Source organism: Blautia luti (assembly GCF_013304735.1).
In the GTDB taxonomy this organism is placed as follows: Bacteria; Bacillota; Clostridia; order Lachnospirales; family Lachnospiraceae; genus Blautia_A.
In genome coordinates this window covers 1-18,025 of sequence record NZ_JAAITI010000008.1, presented here as the reverse complement: position 1 = coordinate 18,025, position 18,025 = coordinate 1, and the positions used below count along the sequence as shown (strand labels likewise).

Genomic DNA, 18,025 nt, shown 5'->3' with positions numbered 1-18,025 from the left:
AGTCGTTGCTATGAAAAGGACACCCTTGGTCTTGGCTGTATCCTTCCCACTACTAGGGCGGATTAGGGACTTTCACCCGTTAGAAACGTGCGCCGCAAGGCGCACCATTAAAAAAGGATGCAGGGATTGACTCCCTACATCCTTCATTAGAATTATAATATTATACTTATCTCACACCCCGATCAGCCCCTCTCTCCGGCTTATCTTTTCCCTGCTTTTCTTGAATAATCCTCTTATTAATCTCAAGCCGTTCATGAATGGATAATTTCTTATCTTTTCCAACTACCGCCTGCTTCTGTTGTACCTGTTTCCTATCTGCTTTTCCTGCATCCTTGACCACTGCATTCGCTTCGGTACTTGTTCCCCGCTCATCTGCTCTTCCTTCATTTCTTTCCGTTATCTGCTGTTCTCGTCTCTCTTTCACACCTTTTTCTTCCAGATTGCAAAAGCTCTGCAGATACGGAAGCACATGATTCTGCATGTCTGTCAGATCTTCCATATATTTTTGGAACTCTTCACTTCCTTTACCTTTCTGGTAATTGATCCAATACTCATCTGTAAGCTTCATTTCATTATCATACTTCAACTGACTCACAATACCGCCATGTCCATTTCCAATATCTATTGACTTCTTGAAATGATGCAGCATCTGTTCACCTTTTTCCGCATAATATACAGTCACATATATCTTTGTGATTTTTGTAGGTTCCTCTGTCTTCGAATCACGTTTTGCATACCATTCTTTATCCATTTCTGCTGTTTTTGCATCCAGCTCGGATAACTTCTGACATCTTGGATTCATGAGAGCACTTTCTTCACAATAGTTTACATACACCATTGGTTCCAGATTCTTTGGAAACTCCGGCTCATAGACTTTCAGTCTTTCAATCAATACACCTGCACGCACAGACTGGTCACATTCTTCGTCTACAATATCCTTCAGATAAGAAATATAAGAATGTGTATTGCCACTCTGCAAATCCAACATCACCTCTTGTACCGTATTTTCTCCCGTCTCCACATTATCTCGATACTCATACGGATCAAAAGCTTCTGCAATCTCATCCAATGCCTCTGCCAACTGTTCTGTGGTCATCTTCTCTGGATACATTGCTTCCCGAACATCCCGCATTGGTACATACTTATAGTCCGGCAATGCATCATGAATTTTCTCAATCCCTTCCCGTATCAGTGCAAGTTCTCCATAAAATCGAACATCGTCCATCAGATTTCCAAGTACTGTATTTCCTTTTACGATTGCAAATTCAGCATCATCATAGTAACTGTCTTCCGGATCACGATAGATAATCCCCATACTGCATACTCGATAGGCATTCTCAGGATTCTCCCTATATTTTTCATAAACCGCAGCAATCTGATTAACATCGGTACTTTTTTCATAAGCTCCCATATCATGGAACTCATCACATTCTGCGGCAAAGTATTCCAGATACGGTTCTTTCTTCGGTGGCATATTATTGAGGACATTATCAATCATGTTATAATTTGCCTCTTCCAGTTCTTCTACCTTTGCCAATGGCTTATATTCGCCCTGGCTTTTCTGAATCTCTGCCATTACAACCTCATCCATTTCTTCTACCTTTTCCATCAACTGATCATAATCCCCACGGATGCGTTCTCCAGTCCATCCTTCGTCTTCCAAAAGTTCCTCTGCCGCTTCTTCAATAGAAATTTCACCATTTTCATAGACGCCACCATCCATCAGGCGGAAATCTTCATCGTAAAAGGAATAATCATATCCTCCTTCTGTTCTCTGAATAGCAAAGTAACGTTCTCCTACCTCATATGCCAGTTCACTAAGAACCTGTTCTTCCAGATTCAGGAAAGAATCTAGCTGTTCAAAACTGATACTGTCTACAAAATGAGCGGTTACCTTTCCCCCCTCATTCAGAACTACGATATCACTGACAGACAGGGAATGTCCTCGAAAGTCTTCTGGTCTGTCGATGTTGAATCGTTCAAATATATCATCTAGCGACATATTTCCAAATAATTCTCCCACATAGACCAGTTCATAGTCTTCTTTTTTAATCTGCATCCCGTGACTTTCAATGAAGCTCATATTCATAAACGCATAGTTTTCACCTGGCAAACCATCTCTTATTTGATAAATACCGAATGTTCGTCTTGTCCCTAATAGCAGATTTGCCTCTTTCAAAGACTGAATCTGCGGATATTTCTGCATCTCCCATTCCAAATTGCGGAATCGTTCCAGTTCTTCTGTAGACATCTGATAATGCTCCGGACCTCGTTCAATCTCCATTCGCTCTGTAACATAGATTGGTGATGAAAAATTGGTAATCAGATAGATATCTGCTCCGGCATCATATAATTTCAGAGCTTCTTCCTGTCCAATCACATTCATCGGCTCCTGAAATGCTCCAAAATCTTCATCTGCATAATCCAGATCCTGATCCCTTATCCGTTCCCACATCTGTGATTCCATGCCAAACAGCCCTTCATGTGCCTGTATCATTTCTTTACTTGCATACTCTCCCTTGCTGCCATCACTACCCAGGCAATAGATTTTAGAACCCATTCTGTGATAATCCAGGGCTGCTGCTTTTCTAAGCGGCACCATATCCTCTGCTGTATATCCATAATCCCGAAGTTCCAGCTTGCCTATGGTTGGATCTGGTAAGTCCTGAATATCCATTTGGGCATCATCCAGAAGTTCCTCTACTCTATCTTCATCTGACCGATTGACTGCATCTGCCAGATTTCTTACCAGCGTCCTTACTTTCTCTTCTTCGCCAACCAGATTTGCATATTCAAAAATCTGTTCTTTTACGTCCGCTGGAATTGCTATTCCCATGTGTTCTGCACGGTCTATTTGTTCCTGTGTATATTCCTGCATTTTCTGCGTTTCTATTCCTGTTATCATGTTTCTCGCCATATAAGTTCCTCCTGTATTCCCAAAAGTGGCATAACCGGCAGAACATTCTTTCTACCAAATTATGCCATCTTTCCTGTTTTCTTATTCCAGACCGAAGTCCCTTTTTCTATCTTCCCTGCCATTCTCGCTTTCCCGCTGGCTTTTTTCTTTATAAATCTGCAATTTCTCATGGATAGAACCACGTGCCGGTCGTTCTTCTTTCTCTTTCGATTCTGACTGCTCTGCTTCTGTGTCTTCCCGTTCATCCATATTAAGAAGGGCATTTAGTTCTGACAGTCGCTCCAGTTTCTGGTTCAGTTCCTCTTCTTTTGTGAATGGCTTTCCAACTTCCTCTTTGGCATTTGTAAGCTGCTCCTGTACCGTTTCCAATCGTTGCTCCGCTTCTGCCAGTTTCTCCGGATAGCTTTCCAGAAGATTATTGATACGGGTGATATTTCCCAGGGCATCTGCTCCCAGATGAACTTTCGATACCGATTCATGCTTCACAGACAGGATAAACTCCTTACTCCAGCTGTCGAACTGGATTCTCATGTTGAATCCCTGATAGTTTCCGATATCCATTGCTGCATCGACTGCTTTCATGTCCTTGCAGACTGCCAGTAGTGCCGCTCCTGCTTCTTTCTTTTCTGTAAATACTTTGCCGCTGATCTCCATGGAAAACTGTTCTGGATCTGTGATTTTATGCTCCTGATAATGGGCAATATCCGCTTTGTAGCTATCAATAGTCTCGGTCAATTTTGCAATCTGCTGTGGAAAATTTCTTGCAATATCATCTTCCAGACGGTACTGGTTATTCATGTGATTGGCTTTTAAAAGTTTCAGTTTTGCCACATCCACGTCCAGTGCCATCTTTTCTTTTACTGCCGGATTTCCAGTTGCCAGTGCCTTAACCTCTGCATAGGACAGTGCCGCTTCGTCCACATCTTCGCAGCTTCTGACCGGTGCTTTGCTCGTCATAATCTGGGAGATGAACTTCTGTTTATTTTCGATCAACTGCCACATGTAGCTGTCGAAGGTGGATTCTGTCACATACCGAAAGATATAAACCTTTTTATTGTGATTTCCCTGCCGGATGATACGTCCTTCCCTCTGCTCCAGATCAGACGGTTTCCAGCCAATATCCAGATGATGCAGAGCAATCAGACGATCCTGCACGTTGGTACCGGCACCCATCTTTGCTGTTGAACCAATCAAAAAACGAACCTGCCCAGATTTTACTTTTCCAAACAGCTCCGTCTTCTTTGCTTCGGTATTTGCATCATGAATGAATGCAATTTCTTTTTCCGGTACACCTTTCGCCATCAGCTTCTGTTTCAAGTCATCGTAAACATTGAAACTGCCATCGCCTTTCGGTGTGCTCAAGTCACAAAAAATGATCTGCGCCGATTTCTGTACAACTGTATCTTTCCAGATTTCATAGCTTTTTTCTGCACAGACCGACACTTTACTGCCCGGATCGTCTGGCAATAGTTCATTGACCAATCGCTGATCCAGTGCCAGTTTTCTTCCGTCATTGGTAATTTTCAGCATATTGTCTACACTAGCATCTACGCCACCGTTTCTTACCACTTCCGCACGCTCTCCTAGGCTTGCTACGATTTCTTTCTGCTGTTCTGTTGGTTTCAATACTACAGTTTCGTATTCCGCTTCCGGTACTGGAAGATTCAACTGATCCGAAGTCTTGATATCTGCAATCTCCTTGAACATATTCATCAGTTCCGGGATATTATAGAATCTGGCGAATCTGGATTTTGCTCGGTATCCGGTTCCTTCCGGTGCAAGTTCAATGCTGGTCACAACCTCTCCAAACGTGGATGCCCAGGAATCAAATAATCCCAAGCCCATATTCTGTAATTTGCTGTTCTGCAGATATCTCTGCATGACATAAAGTTCCGTCATGCTGTTGCTGATCGGTGTGCCCGTTGCAAAGGTAATGCCTTTTCCACCGGTAATCTCATCCAGATACTGACATTTATTAAACATATCTGCTGATTTCTGTGCTTCGTTCTGGGCAATTCCGGCTACATTTCTCATTTTTGTATAAAGGAACGCATTTTTATAACTGTGTGCCTCGTCTACATACAGATGATCCACTCCCAGTTCTTCAAAGGTAACTACATTATCCTTTTTCTCTTTCTGATTCAGCTTCTCCAGTCTTGTCATCAGCGTTTTTCTGGTCTTTTCAATCTGCTTTACCGTATAGCGGCCGCCATCCTGCTCATATCTTGCACTCTGGATTGCGATTTCCAGATCGTCAATCTGCTTCCGCAGCATGGCTTCCTGCCTCTCATCAGAGATTGGGATACGCTCAAACTGGGAATGACCGATGATAATCGCATCATAGTTTCCCATAGCGATTCTGGCACAGAACTTTTTCCGGTTCGCCGGTTCAAAATCTTTCTTGGTTGCCACCAGGATATTGGCTCCCGGATATAACTGCAGGAACTCGGCTCCCCACTGCTCTGTCAGATGGTTCGGCACGACAAATAGATTCTTTTGTGATAATCCCAGACGTTTGCTCTCCATTGCAGCCGCTACCATCTCGTAGGTCTTCCCAGCTCCTACTACATGAGCCAGAAGCACATTATCCCCGTAAAGCTGATGTGCGACAGCATTTTTCTGATGTGGGCGAAGTTCAATTTCCGGGTTCATTCCTGGGAAAGTCAGATGACTGCCATCGTATTCACGGGGACGGATACTGTTAAACCGTTCATTATAAACTCTTACCAGTCTTTCACGTCTCTGTTGATCTTTGAAAATCCAATCCTTAAATGCTGCTTTCATGGCATCCTGTTTCTGTGATGCCAGCATAGTTTCTTTTTTATTGAGGACACGAATCTCATCCCCATTTTCATTGACACTCTTATCATAGATACGAACATCTTTCAGATTCAGTGTATCTTCCAGAATCCGGTAAGCATTTGCCCTCTCGGTTCCATACGTTGCATAGGCAAACGCATTTCTTGGACTGTCTGCATTTTTCCCGGTAATCCGCCACTCACCATTCACCTCAGAATATTTTACCTGTATCTCCTTCTGTGCAAGATACCACGGAGTATGAAGCAGTTCCCTCATAAAGTCCTGATAATCCGATGGTTCAATCCAGGTTGCCCCAATCCTTACTTCGATTTCAGATGCTTCCAGTTCTCTTGGCTGAACTGCTTCCAATGCACGGACATTCGGTGTGAATTCCGGGTGATTCTCTGCAAAGGTTCTTGCTGTGTTTAACTTCTCCCTGACATTTCCAGATAAATACTCATCTCCACTCTCCCACTGGTCTGTCAGTGGGTTCTTAAATATAACTCCAACCAGTTCCTCCGTGATTTTTTCTTCTGTCTTTCCTGTCAGCTGTGCCATATAGGACAGATCCACCTTTGCTCTTTCATTCAATGATAATGCTAAGGCTTCTGTCGCAGTTTCCACACTGGTTACCGCCACTGCCTTTTTGATGGTTCGTTTCGTAAACATGTCTGCTTTTCGCTTCAATGTTCCATCTTCGTTCAGGTCTTCCAGAGAACACAACAGACAATAAGAAGCGTCATCAGAAAACGCCCGCTTGTTTGCATTACTTCCGATGACTCCATACTTTGCTGTGTAAGCATCATATACTTGATTCAATTTCTCCTGCTGTTTGTGAATTTCTTCATCTGTTACGGATTCTTCCATCTGCATGGCAATCAGTTCACGCACCGTGTCTCGGATCTCCACCATACCTTTTACACGTTCTGCAGTAGCGGCAGGCATCTTTACCTGATTCATCAGAGAGTTAACACGGTAATATACCTGATCATCTACAACCGCATAACTGTAATTACGAACATTCGGATCTGCCGGGATACTCTCTGGTACATCATCCAGTTCTGCATCCACATCAACTGCAGGTGCCATATTTCCATGAATATTCCTGACAGCTTCTGCAAGCTGGACTTCAAGATCAGCACCTTCTATCGGCATACAGGTTGTTTCCATACCATACGGACCGGATACCTCTTTCATCTCACCCAGAATCATTTCCGGATGGTCTGCAAAATACTGATTGACCGTAATTCCATTGGCATCACTTCCAAGATTCACCCACTCCGGCATCTCTTTTGTCATGCTGTCACGCTTCTGGAAGAATAAAATATCTGCACTGACTTCCGTTCCTGCATTTGCTTTGAATGCTGTGTTCGGCAGGCGGATGGCTCCAAGGAGATCGGCACGTTCTGCCAGATACTTTCGGACTTCCGGTGATGCTTTATCCATGGTTCCTTTTGTTGTGATCAAAGCTGCCACACCACCCGGACGCAACTGGTCGATTGTCTTTGCCAGAAAATAATCGTGAATCATAAAATTATAGCGGTCATATTGCCTGTCATTCACTTTATAAGCTCCAAATGGCACATTTCCGATTGCCACATCGAAGAAATCATTCGGATAATCTGTCTTCTCAAAACCTTTAATCTGGATATTGGCATCTGGGTAAAGCAGTTTTGCAATTCTACCGCTGATACTGTCCAGTTCCACACCATAGAGTTTTGACTGGTTCAGCTTCTCAGGAAGCATTCCAAAGAAGTTACCAACACCCATGGATGGCTCCAGGATATTTCCTTTTGTAAATCCCAGATTTTCCAACGCCTGATACATACTTTCAATCACGATTGGCTGTGTGTAATGGGCATTTAAGGTAGAAGCTCTGGCTGCTGCATATTCTTCCGGTGTAAGGACTGTCTTTAATTCCAGATATTCCGTCTCCCATGCGGATTTTGTTTCATCGAAAGCATCAGCAAGACCTCCCCAGCCTACATATCGGGATAAAATCTCCTGTTCGTCTGGTGTGGCATTGCGGTTTTCTTCCTCGCATTTCTTTAAAAGCTGGATTGCCATGATATTAGCACGGAACTTTTCCTTTGGTGTTCCCTGTCCCAGTTCATCATCTGTGATATGGAAGTTTGTTGCTGGAATATCAGACTGTTCTGGTGTTATATCTTCCTTTTTTTCTGCATCTTCTACTGCTTCCGGTTGTGTCTCAACCTCCGACGGTTCCTGATTTTCCTCTCGTATTTCCTGCTGATCAGAGCCTTCCTGCTCCACTTCCAAAGCCTGCTGAGCTCCTTCCAGATCCGCCTGTCTCTGTGCTTCCTGCCGTTCTTCATACTTTTCCAGTTCTTCCGGTGATAAGAAATCATCGGTGCGAATCAGCTGACGGACACGTTCTGCAACCTTATTCCACTTTAATAGAACTTCTACATCTGGACTGCCAATCTTCCCTTTCGCAAGTTTTAATCCTTTCGCATCATGGGAAGCATCGGATTCATACGCTCCCGGTATCCCAGGTGCTGCTCCACCTGTACCATACTCATTTTTCAGAAACTCAGCTGCATCCTTTATATCGTGATGTTCCATGAAATACTCATAGATCCGATTCCGTCCTCCGGCAGTGATCCCGCCTCTTCTAAGGACTGCATCTATCTCATCCTGTGTGATAAAGGAAAGGGCCGGACGTTCGACCGTAAATTTCTGGTCTACCCAGGAACGCTCCCTCTGGAGATCCTGAAAACGCTGGAAATATTCCGGATTATGCTGAATCTCCCACCTGCGATAATCTTCTGGATTCTCATCCATATCTTTCTGCAGCCATTCAAAGCGATGGGCAATTGCATCTGCTTCCGCTGAATCTGTCCAAGCTTCCCGCACGACATCCTGCCAATCCGAATATGATTGCTGCTCCTCCCGGTTTCTGCTGGTATCCCGAAAATGGAGTGCAAGAAGATTGGTCATTTCTTCCTGCTCCTGTTCAATGGCGTTATTGGAAATCAGATTATCCACGTAACTTCTATCCTCATACATATCCCGGATTCTGTCCGCCGCTTCTTCCCACGTAACCATGCGATCAAAGTTTCTTCTGGCGGAATCTCCCCGTCGGATACGGATACCATCATTGTCATACCAGATACTGATTTTCTGTCCATCTATGGTAAATCCTTTTCCACCTGTTTCATATTCCTCCTTCAGGAAGTTCTGCATTTCTTCATTATCCAGACCTTCAATCAGTCTTGCCGTAATATGAAACAGTGTATTTTTCTGTCCACTTCCCGTGCGGAGAATATCATCTACTACTTCATCAGAAATAAGAAAAGCGGCTGGCTGTTCTAATGCAGCTACCGCTTTCCTTATTTCTCCTAACTGTTCCTCTTCTGTCGGGAACAGACTTAATTGTAAATAATCTCCTGAATTACCAGTTCCTCTGCCTGTGCTTTGATCTGGTTCATGTGTCTGGTCCATGCCATCCCGTCTGCCATTTTGTCCGGTGCCGGGTTTTTCTCCAGAAGTTCTGACATCAGGTTGTCTACTCTCTGCCTTGCCTGGCTGTCGATTTCCATCAGATGACTGTCCAGACGGTTCTGTAAGGTCAGAATGTTGAATCTGGCTACTTTGTGGTTTCTCAGATACTCTTTCCTCATCAATCCGTACTTCCCGATCGTTCCTCTCGTCTCCTCCAGACTGATATCCGGAATCTGGTACTCTCCATTCTGGCTGTAAGTGATCTCTCTCATGCTCTGTTTCCTCCTTATTTTCTCCTCTATCTTCTGTGTTCCTTGTTTTGCTTTCACGAATTAACGTGTTAAATTCATTATAAGCTACTTCTTTTTCTTTTGCAACCGTTTTCAGATCTTTTTCCAAGTCATTCAACACATATCGTCCAATCTGCATCAATACCGGTCTGCTGATCTCATTCACAGAACTTCCAAGGTGTCCAATAACCTTTAACTGGTTAAAATCTGTAATATGACGAAAATCCTCTGCATCAAGATATTCCTGCACATCCAGTCCGCATCGGTTCAGTAACACATACCAGACACTGTTTGTCATCAGTTCCCGGAACTCCACTTTCTGATTCTGTTCATCCAGATCTTCCAGAAAAGTGCCGGCTACATCCATTTGCAGTTCGTCGAAAGCATCCGGCAACCAGGCCTGCACACTTTCTTCTGCCGCCTGGTGAAGAACCTCTGCTAATCCTCCCTCTGTTGCTTCCAGTGCCAGCCGCTCCTGCAGATAATCTGCCACCAGTTGTTCTCCTTCTGGATTAAGATTCCATAACTGCGGATCTCTGCCCAGATTTTTTACCTTATAAGTATCCTGCACATCAAAAACATATCGGAGTTTCGTTTTTGGTCCGGATGTGTTATCTATCAGGGCAATTCCTTTAGAACCCTTTTTAATCCATCGGTACATCTTCTGGTTCCAGATTTCCATGGATGCCACGGCTGTTGCTCCCGGACGCTGTGCATAGATCAAGAGCTGTTCCGGAAAAGTGTACCGGTACAGCCTGGATGCAGTATTTAGAAACCGCATCCATTCCTGCGGATTGGCAGCAACATCCTTTGCCACTTCCTCCGTCAGAAGTTCCATTGCATATAATTTATTTGCCATCTGTTACTCCCTTTCTTCTTCCCACTTTTCTTCTACAACATCGGCAATCCGTTCCATTGCCCTTGTCATAGAAGGAAAATTACTACTGTTACTTGCTTTTCCAATCTGATCAATAAGAAATTCCGGCATATCTGCAAGTGCTCCGGCAATCATAGCCTTTACCCGGATATCCTCCAGCATAAGAAGCTCTTTTACACCAAATTCTTCACCAAATACATCCTGATATCTCCGTAAGTCATCCAAAAGATATTCCGGTTTTAAATCTCTATCCATTTCCTTTCTTTTATCATCACCATATAAACACCAGTCCATATTCTTTTCTCCTCCATCTTCATAAAATTAGGGACTGCTCACACAGTCCCCTCAAAATCATCGTTATTTCTCGTTATAATACTGAGGCAAGGTCTTTCGCCCTATTCTTTGGGATTGTATCTGTCCCTTTTGCTTTGATCTCCGCCTTGGCTTTCTCCAGTTTTCCATGGATTCCACCTTTTGCTTCTGTTCTCCCAGTTGCTTTTTCTGCTGCTTTTTCTTTCTCCAGACGTGCTTCCCTGCGTTCGGCATTTTCCATAACTGCTGTCTTTCCATCACAGAACTGAACCTTATCCGAAAGCTGTTCCTGCCTCTCTACCTGCGTCTCATTGACTTCCTGTACCATGGCATTTAATTCCGGTACTTCAAACATTCCGTTATCAGGAAGAATCAGCACCTCATGAATTGAAGAGGGAAGAACAAAATAATCACTTCCCAGGCATTCACCGATCTGCTTACGAATATCTTCCTGCAGTAACAGTGATGCACCATTCATTTTTTGTGCATTTGAAAGACAGAACATTGGATTTTCCATTGCTTCAACATTCAGTTTTTCATTCAAAAGATTTTCTGCTTCTTCACCAAAAATCATGGATTTTATCATTTCATTCATGTCCATCAAAACAACACCACGATTTCTGTCTGCCGCCACTGCATCTGCCTGGATTTGTTCTGCTGTCACACCCCATTCATTCATAAGATTGACAGTAACCGGAATACTACCAATTCCTCCCTCGTTTTCTTCCACATTCACTGCGTAATATGCTGCAAAATCTCCATGTTCGGTAACAACTTTATCAGCCAGGCGTTCTTCATTCCATTCCCGGTCACAGATTCTCACCTGTAATTTGTCCTTCATTTTTTCATAATCCAAAATATCCGGAAGACCCATATTGATAAATGCCGCTTTGTCCTGCACTTCAATACGCATATCTGCCACATCACCCACACAGGAATCCAGATTTTTTCCATTGACATATTCCATATAAAGAGAATCCAGATATACCATCGGCACAGCTCTTTGATCACCCTGTGGAATTGAAATGCCAGTCAACCTTAATCCATTATTTTTTGCAACTTCTTCAATACGGATTTCTCCATTCTGATATGAATCCGGCAAATAGTCTTTTACATTATCTTTGACATATTCATAAAATTCTTTTCTGTTCATCATACGCTTTTACCCCTTTCTGATCATGTGATGGTTCATTCTTTTCCTGCTGACCATCTGCTCGGCTTTTTTCTGATAAGCCATCATTCTTTTTAAAGTTCTCTCCTGGTTCTTTCTTGCTTCCTGTCTCTTTTCCATTGTTTTCATCATATTTTTCTGTCCCTTTCTGTGAATTTTTGTATTTTAAAGGGAGCCCTGATTCAGGGCCCCCTTTACTGAGGATTACTGTTTTCTGATTTTCTTTCTGCTGATATAAAGTCCTGCCATGCCTCCGGTAGAGATAAGCAGAAGCAGAATCGGCAGCCAGATATTTGTGTTATCTCCTGTCTTCGGTGCATCTGATACCTTCGTCTCTTCATGGGACTGCGGCACATCTGGTGTGCTTGGTGTTTCCGGAACTTCCGGTTTCTCATTTGTCAGATTGAAAGTAACTTCTACAACCGGCGTACTGTCGTCTGCGTAGGCAAATGTCACTTCATGCTTGGTCTGATCCAGTGTGTATCCATCCAGTGTTTTTGTCTCCACCAGATAATACTTGATTGCTGTATCATATTTGCCGTTCTTGAATGCGGCAATCTCATACAGCTTACTCTCGGCATGACCGGCAGCATCTGTTTTTAAGGTTTCCAGGACCTTTCCTTTGCTGTCACGGAATTCAAATTCTACTCCTTTCAGCGGTTCCCCAGATGATTTATCTGTCTTATTGAGAATGACTTTTCCCTTGGCAGTATCATCTTTCATAACCACTTTCTGGATTTCTCCAGTATCCTTCACCTCAAATGTCACATCCGATGTCAGAAGATATCCTTTTGGTGCCTGTTCCTCTCGTAAGGTGTATCTACCAATTGGCAGTTTTTCAATATAGTGTGCCTCCTCTGTGGAAGTCCAGCTCTCTACTACCTGATCGTCCTTATCAAGAATCGTTAGTTTTGCACCAGGAATCTCTGTATCTCCTGTGATATCTGTCTTGCTGATCTGAACCTTGGTCACATCATCTTTCATCTCATGCTTCTGAATCTCAGCTGTATTCTCAACCGTAAAGGTAATGCTCTCTGCAGTAACATATCCGTCTGCCGGTTTTGTTTCCGTCATGGTATACTCATTACCTACAACAAGTTCTTTGATCACATGAGATCCTTCTGTAGAAGTCCATTCATCCACAACATTTCCATCTGCATCCGTCACTTTCAGGTGTGCACCTGGAAGTTCTTTGCCTGTGGTCAGGTCTGTTTTTGTCAGTTCCACTGTGGTCGGCTGATTTTCAAACGTAAAATCATAGCTTACTTCTGCCTGATCTTCTCCGGCATATTCAAAGGTAAACTCCTGCACTTCTTCCGTTGTCACAAATCCGTCCGGTGCACTGTTCTCTTTTACATAATATTTTCCATCTACTGGAAGATCTGCCGCAAAAGTGATCTGTCCTTTCTCATCGGTTGCTTTCTGCTCGATGAGGGAATCTTTCTCAAGCAACACATCTCCGTTTACATTTTTGATATCTTCACTGGTATAAAGGCCGAAGACGCCGCCTGCAAGAACACGGTCTGTATCTTTTTCTTTCTTCAGAACAGTAACCTTTACTTTCTGACGGGTATTCTGCCATTTTTCATCATAAGTGATTACCGGTGTGTCCTGATCACGGTAGGAAAGATCAACATATCTCGGTTCTCCATCCAATACATAGCCATGGGCAGTTTTAACTTCTTTCACATAGTATTTGCCTGCCGGGAGATTATCCATCTGTGCAATACCATTGGAATCTGTAGTAATAGTTCCTACTTTTTCATCTGCTTTGTAATAATCTTTGCTGACACCATCTGCCGCTTTGATATCTTCCGCAGCAAATACATCGAAAGTCACATCTGTAAGGCTTCCGGTTACATATTCGAAGAGATGCTCCACAGTGCCTTTTACATTGTCCAGAAGTGTCACTTTATCCAAAAATTCTCCATTTTTGTTGATGATTAAAAGTCCTGTCGGCACTTCATCTTTCATCTCTACCTTCTGAATCTCTGCGGTATCTTCCAGTGTGAACTTCACATCCGTTGCTTTCAGATATCCATACGGTGCGATTTCTTCACGAAGGGTATATTCCTCCCCAACGGTCAGTCGTTTAATCACATGTGGCTGGTCTTTTACAGAAGTCCACTGATCTACGACATTCCCCTCTCTATCAAGAACGGTGAGTTTTGCTCCATCCAGTTCCACACCTGTTGTCACATCTGATTTTGTAATTTCAACCGTTGTCGGCTGATTCTTCTTCACTGTTTTCAGTTTTACTGTCTTCACGTCCTGTCCCTGATAAGAAGCATCCAGATTCAGAACTTCATCGGAAGAAACGAATCCTGCCGGTGCCTTTAACTCTTTTACATAATACTGTCCGAGTGGCAGATCCAGCGTACAGGAAGCAATTCCATCTTTATCAGAAGTCATTTCCTGTAACAGGGTATCAGCGTTGACAATGACTTTGCCTTCTGCTTTGATATCATCTTTGTTATAAATGCCAAAGACTGCACCTTCTACCGTTGCTCCGTTTTCTGCATCCTGTTTTTCTACCTGGATTGCAACTTTCTGTCTGTCATCACCAACAGTCACTTCCTGTTCGATCACAGGTGTATCCTGATCTGCATAGACAAATGCTACATCCGATCTGTCATGGTTCAGAACAAATCCTTCCGGTGCTGTTTTTTCTACCACATAGTAAGAACCAAGCGGCAGGTTATCTGCAACTGCTTTTCCGTCTTCCCCGGTCGTTACCGTTGTTACCAGAGCATCTTTTGCATAAATCAGCTGTCTGTTTCCATTTTCATCTTTCTGATAATCCGGTGTGTAGATATTTTCCGCTGCATAGACGTTAAACTCTGCACCTTTCAGATATTTTTCTTCATAAACAAAATCCTTTTTGAATCCACTCAGCATCTCACCTTTTTTATAGATCGTCAGCTTTCCTTTTACCGGATGATTCTCGTAATCAACTGTGATAATGGCATCGCCGCTTTCTGAATCCATCTGATAAGCAGTGTTTGCATCAACAGCAATCTCCATATAATTCTTGTTGATTGTGTACCCTTCCGGTGCGTTGACTTCCTCAATCCGGTAATGTCCGATTTTCAGGTTCTTTGGCATGATCAGATAACCCTGACTGTCTGTAAAATAGGACTTGTGTGTGGTTGTCACAGGATAAGTAGTTACCTGCTCCACGTATTTTTTGTTATCCAGGTCATATACCTTAAATTCTGTTCCTGCAATCAGGACGGATTTCTTTGTTTCATCGTCTTTTTTCACAATTTTCAATTTTGCCTTGAACTCTTTGTCCAGAAGCACACGCCAGATCTGTGGCTCATTCGGATGGTTCTCTGTGATATTCACTTCAAAATCATCGACTGGCTTGTAATTGTGTGGTGTTGTTGTTTCACGGACAATATAGCTTCCAAATGGTAATGGAATACTGCAGGCATAACCTTTTTCATCTGTAAAAATCTCAGTAGCTCCGTTTTCTCCACTCACTACTGGTTTAGCAGAATCAAAATCATAGCTTCCATCTGCTTTCTTTGTAAGGGAAGATTTCAGATAAACTGTAAATCCGGCTCCGGATAACAGATCTGCATCGGTCTTTCCATTGTTGGCTGCTTTGATAATCTGGAACGGCTGCTTGATCACCTGTTCACTGGAAATGCATTCTCTTTTTACTTCTGCAGTCATATCACCTTCATAACTACATTCAAGATCATGTTCTTCTGTATCTGCCAGGTATCCGGTCGGTGGTGTGATCTCCTTGACGTAATATTTGCCAAGATATAAGCCATCTACAGAAGCCTGTCCTTTTTCATCCGTTGTAAGAGAAGCCACCTGTTCCCCTGCTTTATAAATCACACCGGTTGCTCCATCCGGATGCACGATATCTTCACGGGCATATAATCCGTAGACTGCACCTTTCAGTGTTGCATCGCCCTGCGGAACGGCTTTTCCTGTTTCTTTATCAACTTTGAATAAATTGATTTTTGCTGTCACACGGTCATTGCTGAAGGTATGGGCGAAAGATACGGTTGCTTCTTTATCATTGGTGTAAGAGAACTTGAACGTATACACGTCTTCTGTATTTCTTACATAGCCTTCTGGTGCCTGGTCTTCTTTTACGGAATAGGAATGATTGATAGGCAGATCTGCTGTGAATTTTGCCTTTCCATCCTCACCGGTAGTGGCTTTCTCAATCAGGGTGCCTTTCTTTACAACAACTACACCATCTGCATTTTTGATATCGTCTGCCGCATACAGGGCGAAAATACCACCTTCCAGCGGTTTCTTTGTATCTTTATCCTGTTTTACTACAGTGACTTCTGCTTTCTGACGCTCATTGTTGAAGGTGACATCCGCAAATACAACTTCTTTATTCTGTCCGGCATAAGTCAGCGTCACTGTCTTTTCTTCGCCGCCATTATAGAAGTTGTCCGGTGCTTTTGCTTCTTTTACCACATAAGTTCCTAGATGGAGATTCTTCAGGGTAACAGAGCCATTCTCACCTGTTGTCAGATTTTCTTTCACCAGATCACCTTTGCTGTACACTTTTGTACCATACGCAGTCACAATATCTGCTCCGGCATACACGTTGTAAACAGCATTTTTTTGTCTGCGGTTCTCATAATGGAATACGGTTCCACTCTCACTGACTTCTGCTCCGGTAAGCACCTGACCTTCTTTATAAACAGTAAGCTCTGCAAGCTGCTCCTTATTTTCCACGGTTACAGCTGAGGTCTTACTTGCTACCAGTTTTACATTTGTTGCCGTTGCATTTACTACATATCCCTGTGGTGCTGTGATTTCTTTCAGATAAACGGTATCCTGTGTCTTGATAATCGTAACAGAGGATTTTCCATTCTTATCTGTTGCAGGCATCTGAGTGATCAGCTTTGTACAAGCCTCATCGCTGTAAACGCCAAATACTGCACCTGCAAGATTGACATTCGCTGTATCGTCTTTCTTTACGATTTCGATCGTAGCCTGTTCAATCCATGACACCTTTAAGCTTACATATTTTTCATCAGCAACACCTTCTCCAAATACAAATGCCAGATCCTGAACACTTGCATTCGTAGTCAATTTATATGCTGAATAATCTTTTGTAATACTTCCCTTCATTTTTGCAGAAAAAGTATCACTTACATCTCTTGTCTGTGTCAGAGGAGCTGAGAGATAAAACGTGGTTCCTCCTCCAATTGTTACGCTTGCACCTGCCGCACTTACGGTTCCAGTAGATACATTATGGAGCTTTACTCCTTTTGGTAAGTCCATTGTGATTTTCTGCTGGGAAGATGCGTTGAACTTAATGTTCTCCGTTCTCTGAACATTTCTATCTACATAAGCTTTTACATCCGGCTTTGAAAATGACATCGCTACATCTGGTATTTCCGGCTTATTCACACAATAATTATAGAGTTCTTTTGCCAAAGCCTCTCCTGTAGCATTGGTTCCATAAAATGCATCACTGCTTCCGTTGGCATATGATGCAGCCATGTGAATGATGATGAATCTTTTTCCTTCTGAAAAATCCGTGTGTTTATTCGCAAAAAAGCTTTCGCTCCCTGCGGCATCTGTGCCGTAATAACACACTTTTGCTAACGCCTGATTGTCTCCAATCTTTGTAATTGTATAATTTCCAGATCCAGGTCCTGGCTTAGCTGGCTGTACACAATACGCAATTGCTCTGACGTTTCCGTAGCTGATATAGTACGGCTCTGTCAGATAGGTTCCAAGATTATAATCTGCATATCTATACAGTGGTCCTTTTTCAATTGTTACCTGCTGTGTACTTCTTGCTGAATAAGCTGAAACTGCTTCAAATGTTGCAATCTCTCCCTCTTCCATAGCATCAAGATCCACACCTTCGTCTCCTGCCTGTTCCAAAACATCATGAAGCTCTAACCCTGATTCTTCATCATAGGTATCCTGATTCTGTGCCTGCTCTACTAAATCATCAAATTCATCAGCGTCAATATCGGTAATCTCCGAGTCTGCTTCTGAATCCTCCGCTTCCTCTGTCTGCTGTTCACTGCCAGCGGTTTCTGATTCGGTCACTGCTTCACTCCCTGCAGTTTCAGTCTGAGCTTCTGTTGCTTTCTCACGCACAATCAGTTTTCGGCTGATCTGGTACTTCGGATGCTCTTGATTTACCGGTTCCACATAATAGACCGCTTTGTAAGTGTCCGCATGATCTGTCG

6 protein-coding genes and 1 pseudogene are annotated in these 18,025 nt (G+C 43.1%); all 7 read right to left on the bottom strand.

All coding sequences use genetic code 11. The features are described from left to right. Window positions 1-166: 166 nt before the first annotated feature. Window positions 167-2,917, bottom strand: a complete 2,751-nt coding sequence (locus tag G5B06_RS06170; RefSeq protein ID WP_028086450.1) for a YodL domain-containing protein — start codon at window positions 2,915-2,917, stop codon at window positions 167-169. Window positions 2,918-2,998: 81 nt separating this feature from the next. Then, window positions 2,999-8,086: pseudogene (locus tag G5B06_RS06165) on the bottom strand (DEAD/DEAH box helicase family protein); the annotation flags it as partial. A 1,022-nt stretch (window positions 8,087-9,108) separates the two neighbouring features. Continuing rightward, window positions 9,109-9,453 carry a TnpV protein gene (locus G5B06_RS19785; protein ID WP_222891046.1) on the bottom strand — a complete coding sequence of 115 codons (345 nt, stop codon included), beginning with the start codon at window positions 9,451-9,453 and terminating at the stop codon, window positions 9,109-9,111. Between the two features lie 880 nt (window positions 9,454-10,333). After that, window positions 10,334-10,642: a hypothetical protein gene (locus G5B06_RS06160; RefSeq protein WP_026648905.1), complete on the bottom strand. Its 309-nt coding sequence runs from the start codon at window positions 10,640-10,642 to the stop codon at window positions 10,334-10,336. Between the two features lie 73 nt (window positions 10,643-10,715). Next, window positions 10,716-11,816, bottom strand: a complete 1,101-nt coding sequence (locus G5B06_RS06155) for a DUF5688 family protein (RefSeq protein WP_026648906.1) — start codon at window positions 11,814-11,816, stop codon at window positions 10,716-10,718. A gap of 6 nt (window positions 11,817-11,822) precedes the next feature. Next, window positions 11,823-11,963 carry a hypothetical protein gene (locus G5B06_RS06150; RefSeq protein WP_164651566.1) on the bottom strand — a complete coding sequence of 47 codons (141 nt, stop codon included), beginning with the start codon at window positions 11,961-11,963 and terminating at the stop codon, window positions 11,823-11,825. A gap of 72 nt (window positions 11,964-12,035) precedes the next feature. Beyond that, window positions 12,036-18,025 (bottom strand): SpaA isopeptide-forming pilin-related protein (locus G5B06_RS06145; protein ID WP_173771566.1); only part of this gene is annotated, 5,990 nt, incomplete at its 5' end.